The 18,545-nt window shown below is 72.7% G+C and carries 18 protein-coding genes and 1 pseudogene; 11 read left to right on the forward strand and 8 right to left on the reverse strand.

The features are described from left to right. The first annotated feature begins 212 nt into the window (after positions 1–212). Both ACZ4SV_RS15050 and ACZ4SV_RS15055 read left to right on the forward strand, forming a co-directional pair. Positions 213–1,571, forward strand: a complete 1,359-nt coding sequence (locus ACZ4SV_RS15050) for an MFS transporter (protein WP_468004800.1) — start codon at positions 213–215, stop codon at positions 1,569–1,571. After that, positions 1,568–2,791 carry an FAD-dependent monooxygenase gene (locus ACZ4SV_RS15055; protein WP_468004521.1) on the forward strand — a complete coding sequence of 408 codons (1,224 nt, stop codon included), beginning with the start codon at positions 1,568–1,570 and terminating at the stop codon, positions 2,789–2,791. Before ACZ4SV_RS15050 ends, ACZ4SV_RS15055 begins: the two co-directional genes overlap by 4 nt. A gap of 191 nt (positions 2,792–2,982) precedes the next feature. Here ACZ4SV_RS15055 and ACZ4SV_RS15060 read toward each other — a convergent pair whose 3' ends face one another. Then, positions 2,983–3,558: a TetR/AcrR family transcriptional regulator gene (locus tag ACZ4SV_RS15060; RefSeq protein WP_468004523.1), complete on the reverse strand. Its 576-nt coding sequence runs from the start codon at positions 3,556–3,558 to the stop codon at positions 2,983–2,985. Between the two features lie 102 nt (positions 3,559–3,660). Between ACZ4SV_RS15060 and ACZ4SV_RS15065 the strand changes: the two genes are divergently transcribed. Beyond that, complete coding sequence (locus ACZ4SV_RS15065; RefSeq protein WP_468004525.1) at positions 3,661–4,512, forward strand: SDR family oxidoreductase; 852 nt, start codon at positions 3,661–3,663, stop codon at positions 4,510–4,512. A 61-nt stretch (positions 4,513–4,573) separates the two neighbouring features. Here ACZ4SV_RS15065 and ACZ4SV_RS15070 read toward each other — a convergent pair. The 4 genes and pseudogenes from ACZ4SV_RS15070 to ACZ4SV_RS15085 form a co-directional block, all read right to left on the reverse strand. Beyond that, positions 4,574–4,816: pseudogene (locus ACZ4SV_RS15070) on the reverse strand (IS5/IS1182 family transposase); the annotation flags it as partial. A gap of 27 nt (positions 4,817–4,843) precedes the next feature. Further along, a complete protein-coding gene (locus ACZ4SV_RS15075) occupies positions 4,844–5,536 on the reverse strand; it encodes a response regulator transcription factor (protein ID WP_397972065.1) in 693 nt (230 codons plus the stop codon). After that, complete coding sequence (locus tag ACZ4SV_RS15080) at positions 5,533–6,897, reverse strand: sensor histidine kinase (protein WP_468004527.1); 1,365 nt, start codon at positions 6,895–6,897, stop codon at positions 5,533–5,535. Before ACZ4SV_RS15080 ends, ACZ4SV_RS15075 begins: the two co-directional genes overlap by 4 nt. Before the next feature lie 638 nt (positions 6,898–7,535). After that, the gene (locus ACZ4SV_RS15085; RefSeq protein WP_468004529.1) at positions 7,536–8,435 is read right to left on the reverse strand and encodes a helix-turn-helix transcriptional regulator; all 900 of its coding nucleotides are present in this window, start codon (positions 8,433–8,435) and stop codon (positions 7,536–7,538) included. A 95-nt stretch (positions 8,436–8,530) separates the two neighbouring features. On the opposite strand from ACZ4SV_RS15085, the gene ACZ4SV_RS15090 reads away from it, so the two are divergent. From ACZ4SV_RS15090 to ACZ4SV_RS15100, 3 genes are all read left to right on the forward strand, one after another. Beyond that, positions 8,531–9,121: a non-oxidative hydroxyarylic acid decarboxylases subunit B gene (locus tag ACZ4SV_RS15090; RefSeq protein WP_365882974.1), complete on the forward strand. Its 591-nt coding sequence runs from the start codon at positions 8,531–8,533 to the stop codon at positions 9,119–9,121. 63 nt (positions 9,122–9,184) lie between these two features. Continuing rightward, positions 9,185–10,615, forward strand: a complete 1,431-nt coding sequence (locus ACZ4SV_RS15095; protein WP_468004531.1) for a non-oxidative hydroxyarylic acid decarboxylases subunit C — start codon at positions 9,185–9,187, stop codon at positions 10,613–10,615. Between the two features lie 50 nt (positions 10,616–10,665). After that, positions 10,666–10,932 carry a non-oxidative hydroxyarylic acid decarboxylases subunit D gene (locus ACZ4SV_RS15100; protein ID WP_468004533.1) on the forward strand — a complete coding sequence of 89 codons (267 nt, stop codon included), beginning with the start codon at positions 10,666–10,668 and terminating at the stop codon, positions 10,930–10,932. Positions 10,933–11,095: 163 nt separating this feature from the next. On the opposite strand, the gene ACZ4SV_RS15105 is transcribed toward ACZ4SV_RS15100, so the two are convergent. Beyond that, a complete protein-coding gene (locus ACZ4SV_RS15105) occupies positions 11,096–11,323 on the reverse strand; it encodes a hypothetical protein (RefSeq protein ID WP_397948448.1) in 228 nt (75 codons plus the stop codon). 482 nt (positions 11,324–11,805) lie between these two features. Between ACZ4SV_RS15105 and ACZ4SV_RS15110 the strand changes: the two genes are divergently transcribed. Further along, a complete protein-coding gene (locus tag ACZ4SV_RS15110) occupies positions 11,806–12,945 on the forward strand; it encodes an SGNH/GDSL hydrolase family protein (protein ID WP_468004535.1) in 1,140 nt (379 codons plus the stop codon). Positions 12,946–13,173: 228 nt separating this feature from the next. Here the strand turns inward: ACZ4SV_RS15110 and ACZ4SV_RS15115 are convergent, their stop codons facing one another. Both ACZ4SV_RS15115 and ACZ4SV_RS15120 read right to left on the reverse strand, forming a co-directional pair. Continuing rightward, positions 13,174–14,073 (reverse strand): hypothetical protein, encoded by a 900-nt coding sequence (locus tag ACZ4SV_RS15115; RefSeq protein ID WP_468004537.1) that lies wholly within the window; start codon positions 14,071–14,073, stop codon positions 13,174–13,176. After that, positions 14,070–15,083: an SPFH domain-containing protein gene (locus tag ACZ4SV_RS15120; protein WP_468004539.1), complete on the reverse strand. Its 1,014-nt coding sequence runs from the start codon at positions 15,081–15,083 to the stop codon at positions 14,070–14,072. Before ACZ4SV_RS15120 ends, ACZ4SV_RS15115 begins: the two co-directional genes overlap by 4 nt. Before the next feature lie 100 nt (positions 15,084–15,183). Between ACZ4SV_RS15120 and ACZ4SV_RS15125 the strand changes: the two genes are divergently transcribed. The 4 genes from ACZ4SV_RS15125 (at position 15,184) to ACZ4SV_RS15140 (ending at position 18,542) form a co-directional block, all read left to right on the forward strand. Further along, entirely contained in the window at positions 15,184–15,795 is a 612-nt protein-coding gene (locus ACZ4SV_RS15125) for a hypothetical protein (RefSeq protein ID WP_468004541.1), read from the forward strand. Positions 15,796–16,228: 433 nt separating this feature from the next. Beyond that, complete coding sequence (locus tag ACZ4SV_RS15130) at positions 16,229–16,828, forward strand: TetR/AcrR family transcriptional regulator (protein WP_468004543.1); 600 nt, start codon at positions 16,229–16,231, stop codon at positions 16,826–16,828. A 122-nt stretch (positions 16,829–16,950) separates the two neighbouring features. Further along, a complete protein-coding gene (locus ACZ4SV_RS15135) occupies positions 16,951–18,120 on the forward strand; it encodes an aromatic ring-hydroxylating oxygenase subunit alpha (RefSeq protein ID WP_468004545.1) in 1,170 nt (389 codons plus the stop codon). Then, positions 18,117–18,542, forward strand: a complete 426-nt coding sequence (locus ACZ4SV_RS15140; protein ID WP_365883355.1) for a PaaI family thioesterase — start codon at positions 18,117–18,119, stop codon at positions 18,540–18,542. Before ACZ4SV_RS15135 ends, ACZ4SV_RS15140 begins: the two co-directional genes overlap by 4 nt. Positions 18,543–18,545 lie beyond the last annotated feature (3 nt).

Genomic DNA, 18,545 nt, shown 5'->3' on the forward strand with positions numbered 1-18,545 from the left:
TGCGGGGGACGATGCCCGCCGGGACGGCACGCGGAAGTGTGGGAGGCGCGCGGGATCGCGCGCCTCCCTCTTGCTTGCCTAGTGGTGTCTGGAGTGATCAGCAGGTGACGACTTCTTACTACCGCGCCGGACGGTGGCCCTTCCGCCGGCGCCGGCGCGCGGAGGGTCCGCCCGCGTCCGAAGCCGCGGCCGGCCCGGTCCGCCTCGGGTGGCTGCCGGTCGGCGCTCTGGGCTTCCTGGCGCTCGCCCTGGGCACCCTCCAGTCGGTGGTGGAGCCCGCGCTCCCGCTGCTGCAGGACGAGTTGGGCGTCAGCCCCGGCGAAGGGGCCCTGATCGGGAACGCGTTACTCGTCACCGGCGCGGTCGTCACCCCGGTCGCGGGCAAACTCGGCGACCGCTACGGCGGGAAGCGGGTGCTGGTGCGGCTGGCGGCCGTGGTCTCGGCGGGGGGCCTGCTGGCCGGCCTGGCGCCGAATCTGCCGGTGCTGCTGCTCGGTCAGGTGTTGCAGGGCGCCATGGTGGGCGCGCTGCCCCTCTCCTTCATCCTGGTGCGCAAACACCTCACGCCAGGGAAGTCGCAGGCGGCGATCGGGGTGGTCGTCGCGCTGTTCACGGGCGGCGGCGTGGTGGGCGTGCTGGGCGCCGGGCCGATCGCGGAAGGACTGTCCTGGCAGTGGATGTTCGCCCTGCCGACGCTCGCGGTCATCGCGGCGACACTGCTCGTGGCACGCCTGATGCCGCACGATCCGCCGGTCCGGTCGCGCGCCGGGATCGACTGGCCCGGCACGCTGCTGCTGAGCGGCACGCTGCTCGCGTTCATGCTCGGGCTGGTGACGGTCACCGGGGACGGCGGGGTGCCGCCGCTCGCGGTCGGCGCCCTCGTGGTGCTCGTGGCCGCCCTCGCCACCGGATGGGTCCTCGTGGAACGCCGGGCGGCCTCGCCGATGGTCGATCTGCGCATGCTGGCACGGCCCGCGATGTGGAGCGCGTGCGTGCTCACCTTCGTCGTCACCACCAGTTCCGGGATGGTCCTCTTCCTCGTCCCGCAGCTCTTCGCGCTCCCGGCCGACGGGTACGGCTTCGGGGCCGGCACCACCGACATCGGACTGTTCCTGCTGCCCGGCGCCCTCGCCGGTGCGGTGAGCGATTCGGTGGGCGGGGTCGCGGCGCGGCGTTTCGGTCCGCGGGCCGTGGTCATCGCGGGCACCGTCGTCACGGCGGTCACGATGATCGCCCTGGCGTCGGTGCACACCGCGCCCTGGCAGCTCGTCCTCGCCAAGGTGCTCACCGCGTTCGCCGCGGGCGCCGGCACCACCGCGCTGCTCGCCGGCACCGCCACGGCCATCGAGACCCAGGACATCGGCATCGCCACCGGCCTGCTCGTGGTCACCCGGGTGATCGGCGTCGCCCTGGGCGCCCAGGTGGCCGGCGCGCTCCTCGACGCCGGGGCCGAGCCGGTCACGGGCCGGCCGGCCGAGTCGGCCTTCGTCACGGGCTTCGCCGTCGCCGGTCTCGTCGCCGCACTTTCCCTGTTCGTTGTCCGGGTCACGAAAAAAGGAGTCCAGGCATGACACGCACCGGCCCGTCGAGGAACGTGGGCACCACCGTGAAGCGCACGGTCCTGATCTCCGGGGCCAGCATCTCCGGACCCGCGCTGGCTTACTGGCTCCACCGGTGCGGATACGCGGTCACCGTGGTCGAGAAGGCAGGCGCCCTGCGCGACGGCGGTTACCCGGTCGACATCCGCGGCACCGCCACGGAAGTGGCCCGGCGGATGGGCATCCTGCCGCGACTGCGGGACGCGCATATCGACTCCCGCCGGGTCACCTTCCTCGACGCGGAGGGCGGCGAAGTGGCCTCGCTCACCCCGGGCGCCGTGGCCGGCGGTGTCGAGGGACAGGACCTCGAGGTGCGCCGCGGGGACCTGGCCGCGATCCTCCACGAGGCGGTCCGCGACGACGTGGAGTTCCTGTTCGGCGACTCCATCGACACCCTCGACCAGTGCGGACCAGGGGTCGACATCACCTTCCGCAGTGGGCGGCGGCGCACGTTCGACCTGGTGATCGGCGCCGACGGGATGCACTCGCCCACCCGGGCGGCCGTGTTCGGCCCGGAAGGACGGTTCCACCGCTACCTCGGGTACTGCTTCGCCCTGTTCACCGTGCCGAACACCTACGGACTCTCCCGCGAGGTCACCATGTGGAACGCCCCCGGGAAAGCCGCGGCGCTGTACGCCGTCGGCGACGACGACGCACTGCACGCCTTCCTGACTTTCCACCGGCCGCGCCCGCCGGCCGACGCCCTCCGGGACCCCGACGCCCTGCGGGACCTGGTCGCCACGGTCTTCGCGGGCGCGGGATGGGTGGTTCCCCGTCTGGTCGACGCCCTGCGCGACGCGGACGACCTGTACTTCGACACGGCCGGCCAGATCCGCATGCCCCACTGGTCCAGCGGCCGCGTCGCGCTCGTCGGCGACGCCGCGTACGCACCCTCGTTCCTCACCGGACAAGGCTCCAGCCTCGCGCTGGCCGGTGCCTACACGCTCGCCGCCGCCCTGGCCGCGCACCGGGACCACACCGCGGCCTTCGCCGCGTACGAACGCGGCTTCCGCCCCTTCGCGGCCATGAACCAGGCCCTGGTCGACACCGGCGCGGCCACGCTCTTCCCCACCACGCGGCGGGCCCTGGAGCAACGCGACGCCCGGCTGCGCCACCTCGTCACCCTGCCCGCCCCGGCAGCACGACCGGCCCACTCGGCCCTCACGCTGCCCGCCTTCACCCCGACGCCGTGACCTGATGCTCCGGCCGGACTCCTCCGTCACCACGGGCCGACCGCCCGGGCGGTGGGGGGTGAGAACTCCCCACGGAATGCGCGCGGAGTTCGGTGCGCGTCATGGGCCTGGAGCCTCATGAGCGTCGACAGCGCCGTTCGATGGACTGGCCGTGCCGGCGCGTTGGACGCGCCGGATCCGGGAGCTTGGGTTCAGCCTGCGGTCGAGCCCTTGGTCAACGCGTCCATGAGGAGGCCGACGAGCCGACGGGCCTGCTCCTTGCTGCCGTGCTGCACGGAATAGGCGATGCCACCCATGAGGAGGAGAACATCGTCGGAGGTGACGTCGGTTCGCAGGCTGCCGTCGTGGGCGCCGGCATCAAGGAGGGTGGCGACGGCGCCGGTAAGGAGTGCGCGGCTGTCGGCGTATGGGTCGACTCCGGAGGCGATGACCGCGCTGAGTGCTGCGGACATGCCGCTCTTGGCCGTGGCGTACTCGAGGAAGTGTTCCATCCAGATGCGAGTGGCCTCGACGGCCGGATGCCGGGTGAGGAGGTCTGGCGCCTTCTCGCACACGCGGGTGAGTTGGTGCCGGTAGGCGGCGTCGATGAGGGCTTCTCGTGTCGGGAAGTGCCGGTAGAGCGTGCCGACACCGACGCCGGCCTGCTTGGCGATGGCGGCCGGTGCGGTGTCCAGCCCCTGCTCGGCGAAGAGCTGCGCGGCGACCTCCAGCAGGCGCTCCCGATTCTGTAGCGCATCGCTCCTGGTCCGGCGAGGGGTGGGGGGCATGCAGGTTCCTCCGGTGCCTGTCTTCGGTTGCATTCCGGAATGCATTCCGCTTAACTCCTAACCGGAATGCATTCCGGTAACACTCTACTCCAGGGGACTCCCATGCCGACTCCGCCCGACAAGGCCGTACGCCGATGGTTCATCACCGGAGCCTCCGGCGGCCTGGGCCGCCATCTCACCGGACACGCCCTCCAGCGCGGCGACCGCGTCACGGCCACGGTCCGCCACCCCGCAGCCCTGGAAGACCTGCGTAAGACGTACGGCGACCGGCTGACCGTCGAGATCCTTGATCTCACCCGGCCGACCGACGTCGACCAAGTGGTCGGCAGAACCCTCCAGTCCGGACCGGTGGACATCGTGGTCAACAACGCCGGATACGCAGTCGTGGGCGCCGCCGAGGAGATGACCGTCGAGCAGATCCGCGACCAGATCGAGGTCCTCCTGCTCGCTCCCATGCTGATCACCAGGGCCTTCCTGAAGCCGATGCGCGAGCAGGGCGGAGGCCGAATCATCCAAATCTCCAGCATGGGCGGCCAGATCGCCACCCCCACGCACAGCTCCTATCACGCGGGCAAGTGGGGGCTGGAAGGCTTCACCGAGAGCGTCAGCCGCGAAGTGGCCGACTTCAACATCCACCTCACCCTGGTCGAGCCCGGCGCCACCCGCACCGGCTTCGCCTCGGCCCTGCACTACACCACCGAGACGGCCGCCTACCGTGACAACGCCGTCGGCCGGACGCGGCGTTACCTGGAGGCCGCTGACGACAGCGTCTTCACCGGCGACCCGGCCAAGCTCGCCGCCGCCATCTACGACACCACCCGCCACCCGCACCCGCCCCTGCGCCTCCCTCTCGGTTCCGACACCTACGACGCCGTCCACACCGCACTCACCGGACGTCTCACCGCACTCGAAACCCAGAAGGACCTTGCGGCATCTGTCGCTTTCACCCGCTGACCCGGCCCGCCGACACGACATAGCAGAAAACGTCGCCGCAACCACCGCGTCGCGCATCTCACGCCCTTTCCACGACCCAGCGTCGGGCGCCCAGGCCAGAGCCGTGCTCGGTGCCGCGGCGAGCGATCAGCGGTTTCACACCGAGATCCCAGACCGGGCGGCGGTACTTGTCGTGGTCGTAGCCACGGTCGCCCAGCACCGCACTCGGGCGGCGCCGAGGCCGGCCACGCTTACCGCGCACCGGCGGCACGGCCTGGAGGAGCGGGATCAACTGGGTCCCTCTCGGCAGGCGACCGCCCGTCAGGCATCGGTGTCATGGCCGAGTACCGGCCTACGGCACGCCGTCCGTACCGCCGTCGGGGGAGGCGTGGGCCAGGCCGGTCCGGTAGGCGATCACGACGAGCTGTGCCCGGTCGCGGGCCTCCAGCTTCGTCATGGCGCGCTGCACGTGGGCGCGGACGGTGAACGGGCTGAGGAACATCCGCTCGGCGATCTCCTGGTTGGACAGGCCGGTCGCGACCAGCGCCACCATCTCCCGTTCGCGCGGGGTGAGTACGGCGAGCTGCTCGGGGCGGTGCGGCGGGGCTTCTCCGGGTGTGGCCAGGAAACGGGCGACCAGGGAGCGGGTGGCGGCGGGGGACAGCAGGGTGTCGCCGGCGGCGATCGTACGCACGGCGTCCGCCAGCTCCGCGGCCCCGATGCCTTTGCCGACGAAGCCGCCGGCCCCCGCGCGCAGCGCCTGGGCGACGTACTCGTCGGTCTCGTACGTGGTGAGGATCAGGACGCGGGTGGCCCGCAGCTCCGGATCCGCGCAGATCCGCGCCGTGGCGGTGAGCCCGTCCACCTCGGGCATGCGGATGTCCATGACGACCACGTCCGGGCGCAGTTCCCGGGCGAGGCTCACCGCCTCCCGGCCGTCGGCGGCCTCGCCGACCACGGTGATGTCGTCGGCGCTGTCGAGGAGCATCCGGAAGGCACCGCGCAGCAGGGCCTGGTCGTCCGCGAGGAGCACCCTGAGCGTCACGGCGCCTCCCCGGCCGGTGCGTTGGCCGTCCGTTCGCCGCCTGTCACCGCGTCCGGCATCCGTCCTCCGGTGGTGGCCGCTCCGCCGGGCCCGCGCGTCGGGTCCTTGGCGGGCGGGAGGGGCAGGTGGGCGGAGACGAGGAAACCGCCTTCCGGGCGCCTGCCCGCGTTCAGGTGCCCCCCGACCGCGGCGGCACGTTCACGCATCCCGATCAGACCGTACCCGGGAGGGCGTTCGGGCACCGTGGGCGCGCTCGTACCCGTGGGCGTACTCGGGCCCGTGGCCGCACTCGGGCTCGCGGGCGCGTCCGGCGTCGTACGAGAGCCGGTCCCGTCGTCGGTGACGGTGATGGTCAGGCGATCACGGTTCCAGGCGAGACGCACCCGAGCGTCCCCGGTGCCGGCGTGTTTGGTCACGTTGGTCAGGGCCTCCTGGACGATGCGGTAGGCGGTGAGGTCCACTCCCGGCGGCAGCGGCCGCGGCGTGCTCTCCTGGTGGACCGACACCGTGAGACCCGCGCGGCGGAAGGAGGCGAGCAGCGCGGGAAGCCGGGACAGCCCGGGCGCCGGTTCGGCGGGCGTGGCCGCCTCCCCGCTCTGCCGCAGCAGACCGACCGTGGCCCGCAGTCCGTCGAGCGCGTCGGCGGTCGTCCCGACGAGTTCCTCCAGGCTCTTGCGGGTCTGCTCCGGGCGGGTGTCGAAGAGGTGGGCGGCGACCATGGCCTGCGCGTTGGCCAAGGTGATCTGATGAGCCACCAGGTCGTGCAACTCCCGGGCGATGCGCACCCGTTCCTCGGCCACTCTCCGGCGCGCCTCGCTGTCGCGGCTCTCCTCGGCCCGCCGGGCCCGTTCCTCCACGGCCGCCAGGTAGGCCCGCCGGTTCCGCACCGAGTGCCCGAGCACGCCGGCCACCAGCGGGAACGCCGCCACCACTCCCATCCTGCTCGCGTCCTTCCAGGAGAAGTCCCCGGCCAGGGGGACGGAGGCGGCCAGCGCCGCGGAAGCGAGCAACACCGCGCTCACCGCGCGCCGTTCGGTGCGCGCGGCGAGCGCGCAGGAGTAGGCGGTGATCACGGCGGGGGCCACGAGGAGCGGGGTGAGCAGGAGACCCAGGGCCGGCACCAGCACCCCGGCCGCTGTCGTGGCCGCCAGAGCGGCCCGGGGCGCCCGATGCCGTACGGGCAGCACGGCACAGGACACCACGGCGATGACGTAGGCGGCGGCAGGTGGCGCCGACAGGGTGTCGTCGACCCGCATCACCCCGCCGAGCAGGCAGAACGCGAACGCCGTCGCCGTGACCGCCGCTTCCCGCCACCACGGCGCGCCGCGTGGCCGTGGGCCACCGCCGCCCGGGTCCGTCATGACCGGCCCGGTCCCGGCCGGCGCACAGCCGCCACACCGGTGCGGCGAGTCTGGCCGCAACGGCCGTCAGCCGCCCGCCTGTTCAGTGCCTCATCCTCGTTCTCGCTGTTCGGCAGCACACCGTTCAGGATACGAGGCAGCGACAGACCCGGCGTCCGGAAGCCAGACCCCCGACCGATGCCGGTGGCCCAGGCCACGGGTCCGGCGGCGAAGCCGCGCGGCTGGCCAGGGTGAAGGCGCAGGACTCCGGACGAGCGCCGGTCCCGACACCGGGCGACCGGTCGGCTTGGGCGTCGGAGCGTTGTGGTGAGGTCGGTACGGGTCCTCGTGGTCGACGCGTTCCCCGGGGGAACGCAGCCCGTGCACAGCCGTCCCACGGTGACACCCGGGAACTCCTGGGTCAGTGGCCGGCCTCGACGCCTGGGGTGCCCGTTGGACGCGGAGGGCGCGGCAGTCCGGGTGTGGCCGTCGCGGAGGCGACACGCGGCACGTGTGCCGGTGGGCCGGATCGCGGGGCCGGGGCCGCAAGCCGGCCCACCGGCACCGGGGCCGTCTCGCCGCCCGGCGGTGTGCTGGGCGCCGGTGTCGCAGGGGTTGCCGGGGCCGGGCCGCGGGCCGGGATGCCGTCGGCCCTGTGGTCACGCGCCGCGAGCCGTCGCGCGGAAGGCAGTCGGGGTCGTGCCCGTCCGCTGCCGGAAGAACTTGGTGAAGTCGCTGGCGTCGGCGAAGCCGAGGCGGGCGGCGACGGCGGCGACGGTCAGCGGGCCGTGAGCCAGCTCCCGTCTGGCCTCCAGCGCCACCCGTTCGTCGATGTAGCGCTTGGCCGACATCCCGGTGGCGGCCTCCGTCGCCCGGGTGAGCGTGCGACGGTTGTAGCCCAGTGCCGCCGCGTAGTCCTCCACCCGGCGGGTGACCGCGAAGTCGCGCTCCACGGCCGCGCGGAAACGGCGGAACGTCTCGTTCGGGGCCGGCCTGCCCGGCTCGGACCCGTACGCCCTCGCCAGGCGCACGACCAGCACCGCCAGCAGATGCCGCAGCACCTGCACATGGGACTCCAGGGGCAGCTCGGCCATGGCCTCGTACTCGTACCGCAAGTGCTCCAGGGCCCGGCGCAGGCCCTCCGCGTCCGGGGCGTCCGGTGTGAGGGGTGCCCGGGCCGGCGCCAGGTCGGCGACCAGGGCGACGGCCGTCTCGGTGTCGGGGAAACCCGCGGGGAAGGCGATCACCAGGCCCTCGGCCGCCGGCAGATCCGCACCCCAGCGCTGCACCTGCCCGGGGCGGATCCACAGCCAGTCGCCGCCGGACAGTTCGCAGCGGGTGAAGTCCACCGAGACCGTCAGACGGCTGCCCGGCCGCACGGTGACGAGCTGGTGGAAGGCCGGGCGCAACGACGCGTACGGATCGTTGCCGTGCCGGCGGGCGCGCTCGGCCAGTCCCGCCAGCTCGACCAGTTCCAGACCCGGCGGGGAGCCGGCCGTACGCCGCAGGGCGAGGTCCCGGATGACCGTCCGCCGCGCAACCTGTCCGTTTTTCCCCATGGCGAGTCCCGAGTGTACCGCCGTACCCCGTGGCCGGGCTCCTAGCGTGAGACCAGGCGCTCACCACAGTGGTGCACGCGGGAAGGGAGGCCGGTATGAGGCTGGTCGTGGGGATGACGGGAGCCACGGGCGCGGTGTTCGGTGTCCGGTTCCTCCAGGTGCTGGCCGAGCTGCCGGACGTCGAGACCCATCTGGTCCTCAGCCGGTGGGCGCGCACGACGATCGAGTTGGAGACGGGCCTGTCCGTGAGCGAGGTCGGTGACCTGGCCGACGTCGTGCACCGGCCGGAGGACCAGGGCGCCGCCCTCTCCTCCGGGTCGTTCCGCACCGACGGCATGGTGATCGTGCCGTGCTCGATGAAGACCCTCGCCGGGATCCGCGCCGGATACGCCGACAGCCTGGTCGGGCGCGCGGCCGACGTCATACTCAAGGAACGCCGCCCGCTCGTCCTCGTCCCGCGCGAGACACCGCTGAGCGAGATCCACCTGGAGAACATGCTCGCGCTCTCCCGGATGGGCGTGCGGCTGGTGCCGCCCATGCCGGCCTTCTACAACCACCCGCAGTCGGTGGACGACATCGTCGACCACATCGTGGCCCGGATCCTGGACCAGTTCGACCTGCCCGCCCCCGCCGCCAAGAGGTGGGAGGGCATGCGCGCCGCCCGCCTGCTGCGACCGGCTTCCTGACTCCCGTTTCCCCCGGCCCCGGCGCCTGCCCCTTTCATGACTTTCGGCTTCCACGGAGTACCCATGGCATATGACGACCTGCGCGGTTTCCTCGGCACACTGGAGAAGGAAGGCCAGTTGCTGCGCATCACCGAAGAAGTCCTCCCCGAGCCCGACCTGGCCGCCGCGGCCAACGCGGCCGGCCGCATCGGGGACGGCGCGCCCGCCCTGTGGTTCGACAACGTCAAGGGCTTCACCGACGCCCGTATCGCCCTGAACGTCCACGGCTCCTGGGCCAACCACGCCCTCGCCCTCGGCCTGCCCAAGCACACCCCGGTCAAGGAGCAGGTGGCGGAGTTCGCCCGCCGCTGGGACGCCTTCCCCGTCGCCCCCGAACGGCGCGAGGACGCCCCCTGGCGGGAGAACACGCAGGAGGGCGACGACGTCGACCTCTTCTCGGTCCTTCCCCTGTTCCGCCTCAACGACGGCGACGGCGGCTTCTACCTCGACAAGGCGGCCGTGGTCTCCCGCGACCCCGAGGACCCCGGCCACTTCGGCAAGCAGAACGTCGGGACCTACCGCCTCCAGGTCGTCGGCCGGAACCGGCTCGCGATACAGCCCGTCCCCGTGCACGACATCGCACTTCACCTGCGCAAGGCGGAGGAGAAGGGCGAGGACCTCCCCATCGCCATCACCCTCGGCAACGACCCGGTGATGGCCATCGTGGCCGGGATGCCCATGGGCTACGACCAGAGCGAGTACGAGATGGCCGGCGCCCTGCGCGGCGCGCCCGCCCCGATCGCCACCGCGCCCCTCACCGGCTTCGACGTGCCCTGGGGTTCCGAGCTCGTCATCGAAGGCGTCATCGAGAGCCGCAAGCGGCAGATCGAGGGCCCCTTCGGCGAGTTCACCGGGCACTACTCCGGCGGCCGCCGCATGCCCGTCGTCCGCATCGACCGCGTCTCCTACCGCACGAACCCGGTCTTCGAATCCCTCTACCTGGGCATGCCGTGGACCGAGTGCGACTACCTGGTCGGCCCCAACACCTGTGTCCCGCTGCTCAAGCAGCTGCGCGCCGAGTTCCCCGAGGTGCAGGCCGTCAACGCCATGTACACGCACGGGCTGCTGGCCGTGATCTCCACCAGGAAGCGGTACGGCGGGTTCGCCAAGGCCGTGGCGATGCGCGCCATGACCACCCCGCACGGCCTCGGCTACATCACCACGGTCATCGTCGTCGACGAGGACGTGGACCCGTTCGACCTGCCGCAGGTCATGTGGGCGATGTCGTCCAAGGTCAACCCGGCCGACGACGTCGTGGTCCTGCCCAACCTCTCCGTGGTGGAGCTGGCACCCGCCGCCCAGCCGGCGGGCCTGACCAGCAAGATGATCATCGATGCCACCACGCCCGTGCATCCCGACGTTCGCGGCAACTTCTCCACGCCCACCAAGGACCTCCCCGAGACCAAGGACTGGGCGGCCCGGCTCCAGCGTCTGCTGTCCGAAGTCCGCGGCTGACACCCCTTTCGACGGCACCCGCCCGGCCCCCGTACCAAGGAAGGCACCCCATGACCGACTGCTGCCCCCGCTGTGCCCACGAGAGCCTCAGGACCCTGCACTCCTCGCCCGTCCCCGGTGTCTGGGACGTCGTGCAGTGCGGGCGCTGCCTGTACACGTGGCGGACCAGCGAGCCCGACCGGCGCACCCGCCGCGCCGCCTACCCGGAGGCGTTCCGGCTGACCCCCGAGGACCTGGCGAACGCCGCCGAGGTACCGACCGTCCCGCCCCTGCGCACGGACGGCTCCCGCCAGGAAACCGGCCGGACGCCCGGCTAGGGTCGGCCAGGCGCCCGACCAGGGCCGGGCTCGCCGCCCCGTCGCTGTGGCCCGGCGCGGAGGTGCGCGCCGACGGGCTACTGGACGGGAAGTCGCGGCGGGGAACTGGGGACAACTGCCCCCGTGCTCGCGGCTGACGGCCGACGGCACCCTGGAGCCCGTCCTAGAACAGGGTCTCGGTCTCCTCGGCGGGTGCCGGGGCCGGCGCGCGGGTGCGGCGGGGACACGGGGGCCCTGGATCCTTCCCGAACAGCGCTTGCGTGCCGCACTCGTCGGGCACGGCGGGTACCGGCCGGCACACCGCCGCGTCGACCAGTTCGAGCGGGGCGGAGTCGTCGAAGTCGGCGCGCTGCATACGGGTCCAGTCGCGGCCCTGGGGTATGGCGGTCACTGGCGGTCTCCTGTCTGCGCTCGGGGCCGGGACGCCGGCGATGCGCCCCGGCGGTATGCCGGCGTCTGGTTCGGTGCCGTGCGGTGTGTGTCGCAGCGGCGGCCCGCACGGGCGGGGGTGCCCATACGGTGACGGTTCCAGTCGCTCTCGTTCTCGTCCTCTTCCGTCCCTCACGGTGGCCGTCACCCGGCGAACCGGCCTGGCCATTCTTCCCTTCGTCTGCCCACGCGACGGTGCCGGGTCACTTACGTCGCCGGCAACGGTCGGTGCGTGGGTGTGCCACTGTCACCGAGGGTGGCCCCGCCTTCCCTCCGCCGGTGTCACAAGTCGCCGATGTCGTGCGCCGGTTGATCCGGGGGCCCGAGCCCAGAACGCACACCCGTCGCTCCCGACCACTCCCCACACCGCACCGGCACCGCCATGATGGGAGCGCTCCCGCGCCACACGCACGTGCAGATCCCCCGACCCCGGAAGGACCGCCCATGCGCACCGCTCCCTCTCTCTCCCGGCGGGCACTGCTCACGGCCGCCGCCGCGAGTGTCACGGCGGGTGTCACCGCCGCCGCCTCCCCGGCGTCCGCTGCCCACCGCCCCCTGCCGTCCGGCGCCTTCGCCGGGTTCCGGACGGTGGGCCGGGTGCGGAAGGCGGCGGACGGCTCGGTGCGCTATAGCTGGCCCGGCATCGCCTTCGAAGGCCGGTTCCGCGGCACCGGCGTCGGGATCGTGCTCGACGACTCCGTCAACGACTACGACGTCCAGATCGACGGCAGGACCGTCAGCACCCTGGTGACACCCGGGCGTACCACGTCCTGGGTCGAGGGCCTGGCCGACAGCGAGCACACCGTGCGGCTCGTCAAGCGGACGGAGTGCCCGTGGGCCGTCGGCAGCTTCGGCGGGTTCGCCGCAGCAAGGGGAGGAAGGATCCTCCCCGCCCCGGCCGCGCGGAGCAGGCAGATCGAGTTCATCGGTGACTCCTTCACCGCCGGGTACGGCAACACCTCGGGCACGCGCGACTGTTCGGCCAACGGAGGAGTCGACCGTAACAGCAACGCGGACCTCGCCTTCGGCGCCCTCACCGCCCGGAAGCTGGACGCGGACTACCAGCAGAACGCGTTCTCCGGCCGCGGCATGGTCCGCAACTACGACGGCGGCGATCCCGGCACCGATTACCGCACCTACTACGACCGGGCCCTGTTGAACGTGGCCGGCGACGTCTGGCACAAGCCGCGCGGCTGGCGGCCGCAGGTCGTCGTCATCGGCCTGGGCATCAACGACTTCTCGACCCCGCTGCACGCGGGCGAGCCGTGGGCCACCCAGAGCGAGCTGGCCGCCGCCTACGCCAGTGCCTACCACGGTTTCCTCGACAAGCTGCGGGCCCGCTACGGGAGCAGGACGTTCCTGGTGGTCAGCGCCACGTCGGTGGCGGGAACCGCCTTCGCCGACACCGCCCGGGACATCGTCGGGGCCCGCAACGCGCGGGGGGACGACCGGGTCGGCTACTGGTACTACGACGATCCCGGCCTGGACCGGCTCGGCTGCGACTGGCACCCCTCGCTCCACGACCACCGGATCATCTCCGGGCTGCTCGACCAGTACCTCGCCACCCTGCCGCTGGACTGGTGACCGGCGCGACGGTCCGGACCGGGCGGGATCCGGACCGTCCGCCGCGGTACGACACGACGACTGTCCGTGCGTAGAGTCGGCTGGATGTTCAACGGGGGCTTGGTCCGGGCGCGTTCGCCTGTTCCCCGCGGCGCGGGACCGTGTGCTCGCCCGCCCCGCCGCCCGACCCGGCTTCGCCGCGCCGTCGGCCGCGGTGCGGTGGCCGGGCGATCCGCCGGGGCCGGGTGTTCACGTCACCAGGCGCAGCGATGACGCCGCGATCCCCACCCGCACGCTCTGTCCCCAGGTCAGTTCCAGGGCGTCGGTCTCCATCCCGTCCCCGAAGACCACCATCCGGTCCGACTCCACGGTCAGCCGCAGCACGTGCCCCCGCCCCAGCTCGCCCGCGACCCTCGACGTCCCGGTCGCGGGCGACGGCCACGCCTCGCGGACGAACCACAGCAGCCGCGGCTCGCGCGGCGCCGGCAGCGGCACGGTGGCGCCGCGCTCCCGCCACAGGGAGTGGAGCCACCCGGTCGCTCCGGTGCCGGTGCCGACGAGCACCCCGGAGGAGGCCTGGGCCTCGCCCGCGTCCGTCCCGCCGCCGGTGCCCAGGCGGTAGCGGACCGTCTGGGCACCGGGCGGACCCAGATAGACCTCGTTCAGCGCGAGCAGGCGCTGGGTGTCGTCGGCGACGGCCTCGACCATGGTCAGTTCCTCCACCCGGCCCCCGGCGGCGGTCGCGGCACGCAGCAGGGCGGCGGCGTCGGCGCAGCGGTGCCGGACCAGCACCCCCGGGTTGCGCCCCGGATCGGTGTCGATGCCCACCACCGGCTGCCCGGAGAGGTACTTCGCGGTGTTGGCGACCAGACCGTCCTGGCCGACCACGACCACCACGTCCTCCGGGGCAAACAGGAAGCGGTCCAGATCCGCCCGCTCCACCCGGGAGCTGCGCCAGGTGAGCGGCACCGCCGACGCCACGTCCCGCAGCGCCTGCCGGGTGCGGTCGTGACGGCGGGCCACCTCGTCGATCGAGCGGCCGCGCCCGGCGAGGAAGAACGCGGCCTGCCCGTGCGTCCCGTGCCGGGCGAGGAGTTCCTGGTACTCGGTCCTGCGGTGCACGAGCACCACCCGCGGTGCCAGACTCACGTGTCCGCCCGGCCGTCCGGGCGCCCGATCCTGGCGAGGAGCCCGGTGAGCACGTCGGGGGAGAGCGTGACGCTCTCGATCCGCGGCAGGTTCTCCGCCAGCCGGGTCGCCGCCAGGGCGTGCAGCGTGACCGGGTCGGCCTCGCCGTGCACGGCCAGCCAGGCGGCCTGGGCCTCGGCGCGCGCCGCACCCGTCGTGCGCGCGGCCTCGGCCTCCGCGCGGGCCAGGCGGACCCTGCGGGCCGCTTCGGCCTCGGTGCGCACGCCGTCGGCCGCCGCCTTCTCCTCGGCCTCGCGCCGTGCGTTGGTGCCGCGCTGGTCGACCAACTCCTCCTCACGACGGGCCAGTTCGATCTGACTGGCCAGCTCGTTCTCGGCGATGGCGCGCTCGCGTTCGACGGCGACGGCCCGCCGCTCGTAGGTGGCGCGGTCCGCCTCCTGCTGGATCTGCTCGCGGGCCGGGGTGCGCAGCGCGCGCTCCACCTCGGCCTCGGGCCGGATCGCGACCACGCGTACGGCGACCACGTCGATGCCGGTGGCCGGGAGACGGGGCTCGGCGGCGAGACCGGCGCTGATCCGTTCACGCACGGAGGCGACGCCGTCCACCAGCGCGACGGCCAGCGGGGTGCGGGCCAGCACGTCCAGCGTGTGCTGCTGCGCGGTCTCGGTGAGGAGGGTGGCGATCTGCTCCAGGGGCGTGCCGCGCCAGCTCCCGCTGTCCGGGTCCACGGAGAAGTCGAGCCGGTTCGCCGCCTCGGCCGGGTCGCTGATCCGGTAGGTCACGGTGGCCTGCACGGTGACGTCCTGGAAGTCGGCCGTACGGGCGTGGAACGCCATGGCCAGTTCCCGGTCGTCGACCGGCACTTCGGAGAGTGCCGCCGACAGCGACCGGTACCAGAAGCTGAGTCCCCGGCCGTCGTGGACCAGCCGGCCGCGTGTGTGGTGGCGGATGTGAGCGGTGGGCGCGGAGCGCAGATGGCGCCAACCGAAGCGCCGGGTGATGTCGGCCATGACGGACCCCCTTGATTTCGTCAGGACGACGATAACGAGGTACGGCAATATCGTCAAACGGACGAGAAGAGGGAGTCGTCCCGGCTGGGACCATGCGTGGGTGAACTACTTCTCGTATCTCGCTCTCGGACCCGGCCATGACGGGCCGCCCGGCCCGGTGCCCCGGCGGGCCGAGCCCGGCCGGTGGCCGAAGCTGGAAGCGGCACTCGCCTTGGTCAATCGCGACCTCCTGGCGACCCTGCCGGATCAGGAGGCGCTGGTGCTGATGGCCGTCCCGCCCTGGGAGCCGCCGCTGGCGAGCGGGATCGACGGCGACCAGGTCTACGTGGCGATGCCGGACGGTCGTTGGCACGGCAACCCGGTGAACGCCGTTGACCTGGAGGAGGGCGACCCGGCGGAGCCGTACGAGGCGACGACGGCCCTCGCCGTGGTCGCGGAGGCGGCGCAGGAGACCGTCACCGAACTGCTCCGGCAGGTCTGGCCGGTCTGCCGGGAGCACCGGCTCGGTACGCACCCGCGTCCCGCGGGGACCACTGAGGACTGGTACCCCGGTGCGACGGACGCGACCGGCGCACCGGTGTGGTGGTGCCGGGGCGGCCGGGACGGCGCGTGCCACGACGTCGCCCCGGTGGGCGAGCTGGCCGCCGCCCTGCCGGGAAGACAGCGTCGCGCCCTGCGGCGCGCCGAGCGCGGACGAGGCGGCCGCCGATAGCCGCGGCGCCGGGGCACCGCGGGCGGTCGGGACGCAGCGCCATGGACTGCACGATGTGCCGGTGCCGGTGCCGGTGCCGGTGCCGGTGCCGGTGCCGATGCCGATGCCGGTGCAGGTGTCGGTGAGGCAACCGGCCGCCGCCGGACGGCGCGGACCGGCTGCCCGCGCCGACGAGATCCCGGCCGGTGCGGCGCGGGCCCACGAAACTCCGGCCGCCGCGACCCCGGCCGCTCGGGCATCGCCTGCTCGGGCGCAGACCACGGCATCCCCGCCCGCCCGGGCCGGCCCCGGCCGCGCCGGTCCCTGCCCCCGGGCCGCCGTACCGCCCGCTGCCGGACCGTACACCCCCGCCGGTTTTTCCTGTTCACTGGTGCTTCCCGGCAGCGACACGGAAGGCCCGGCTCCCGCCATGGTGTATCGACGTACGGAACGCATGAAGCGGCACGCGCAGACGAAGGAGGAGGCCTTCGTGCGCGCCGCGCACGACCTGGTGGCGCGGGAGGGCTTCGCCGGGGCGAAGGTGGCCGCGGTGGCCAGGGCGTGCGGCGTGAGCGCGGGCTCGCTCTACTCGTACTTCGGCAGCAGGGACGAGTTGCTGGCGCACGTCTTCCGGCGTGCCGCGGGGCGGGAACTGGCCGCCGTGCGCGGTGCGGTGGATGCCGCGCCCGCACATCCCGGCGCCCGGCTCGAGGCGTTCGCCGACACGTTCACGCAGCGGGCCCTGCGCGGCCGGCGGCTGGCGTGGTCCCTGCTCTTCGAACCGGTCTCGCCGGTGGTGGAACACGAACGGCTGGTGTACCGGCGCGAGTACGCGCAGTTGTGCGAGGGCGTCATCCGGGACGGCGTCGCGGCCGGGCTGTTCGCACCGCAGAACACGGCGGTCGCGGCCAGCGCCGCCATCGGTGCCATCTCCGAGGCGCTGGTCGGCAGGCTCTCGCCGGAGATGTCGCAGAAGCCGGAGGTGCCGGACGAGCAACTGGTCGCGGAGATCCGCCGCTTCTGCCTGCGAGCCCTGGGCTGCGCGCCTTCCTGACGGCGCCGCGTGCTGCGGCGGTCTCGTTGCTTCGGCCCGGTGACCTCCGTAACATGAATTGAACGAGGATTCAGAGCTTGATTTGCGACGGGGGACCCATGCGGCACAGCGAACAAGTGGCGATGATCAAGCGTCTGCTCGCGCTGCGCGAGACGCGCCGCGACGAGAAGATGCTCGACGAAGTCGTCACGATCCCGGTGACCAAGTACACCGACGAGGCGCTCCTGGAGCGGGAGATCGGCTCCGTCTTCGCCCGCTACCCGCTGGTCGCCGGACACGCCTCGGCGCTCGGCGAACCCGGCGCCTATCTCACCAGCGACTGGGACCGGTTCCCCTATGTCGTCGTCAGGGGCGAGGACGGCCGGGTCCGCGCCTTCTACAACCAGTGCCGCCACCGCGGAGCCCGCCTCGCCGCCGAGCCGACGGGGACGGTGCGGAACTTCGTCTGCCCGTTCCACGGCTGGGTCTACGGACTCGACGGCGCCCTGAAGGGCATCACCCGGGCCCATGACTTCCCCGGCGTCAAGACGTGCGACTACGGACTGGTGGAACTGCCCGCGACGGAGGCCGGCGGTCTGATCTGGGTCGGCCGCGAGCCCGGGGGGACGCTCGACATACCGGGCTTCCTCGGCACGTTCTACGCGGATCTGGTGAACTTCGACGTGGCCTCGCTCGTTCGGTACAAGAAGACGAAGGTGGTGAAGGAGGCCAACTGGAAGCTGCTGATCAAGACGTATCTGGAGGGCTACCACGTCCCGTACCTGCACCGGGACACCCTCGCCTTCGCCTTCAAGAAGGGGGTGATCGCGCACGACGAGGACGGGCCGCACATCAGGCTGTCCGCGGCGCGCACCAACATCGGCGAGACGGCCCGGAAACCGGAAGAGGAGTGGCGCATCCTGGACTACGCCTCGGTGTACTACACGCTCTTCCCCAACACCTTCTTCATCCTGCACCCCGACTACGTGTCCATCAACACCTTCTGGCCCCTGGCACCGAACCGCACGATCTGGACCCACGAAATGCTCTACCGTGACGGCGACTTCCCCGGGTCCGCGGGGCAGAGCGCGCTGGCCAAGCGCTTCCGGTTCACCAACGACACGGTCTTCGACCAGGAGGACTTCGCCATCGCCGAGGACGTGCAGCGGCATCTGCCCCACGGAGGCAGTGACCACCACGTCCTGGGACTGGCGGAGGGCCTGCTCGCGATGTTCCAGCAGAGCATCGACGAGCGGGTCACCGGCCCGGACGCCACCACCATCTCCCCCCGAGCAACAGGACGGCACTCATGACCACGGACCTCGACGGTCTCGCCCACAGCATCTTCCAGGCCCAGCCGTTCAGCAGGTTCCTGGGTGCGGAACTCGTCTCCGTGGGACCCGGCTCGGCCGAGATCCGCATCGCCAACCGGCCCGAGATCCAGCAGCAGCACGGCTTCGTGCACGGGGGAGTCCTCAGCTACCTGGCCGACAACGCGCTGACCTTCGCCGGCGGACTCGCCCTCGGCGGCGACGCCCTCACCGCCGAATACAAGATCAACTATCTGCGGCCGGCCGTGGGCGACCTCGTCGTCGCCCGCGCCGAGACGACCGCCACCACCCGGCGCCAGGCCGTGTGCGTGTGCTCGGTCTACGTCGTCTCCGGGGAGAGCGAGGAGCACCTGGTCGCCGTGGCGCAGGGCACGATCATGCGGGCGGGCAAGCAGGCGGACTGAGAG

It is taken from the genome of Streptomyces sp. NPDC027672 (genome assembly GCF_055566335.1).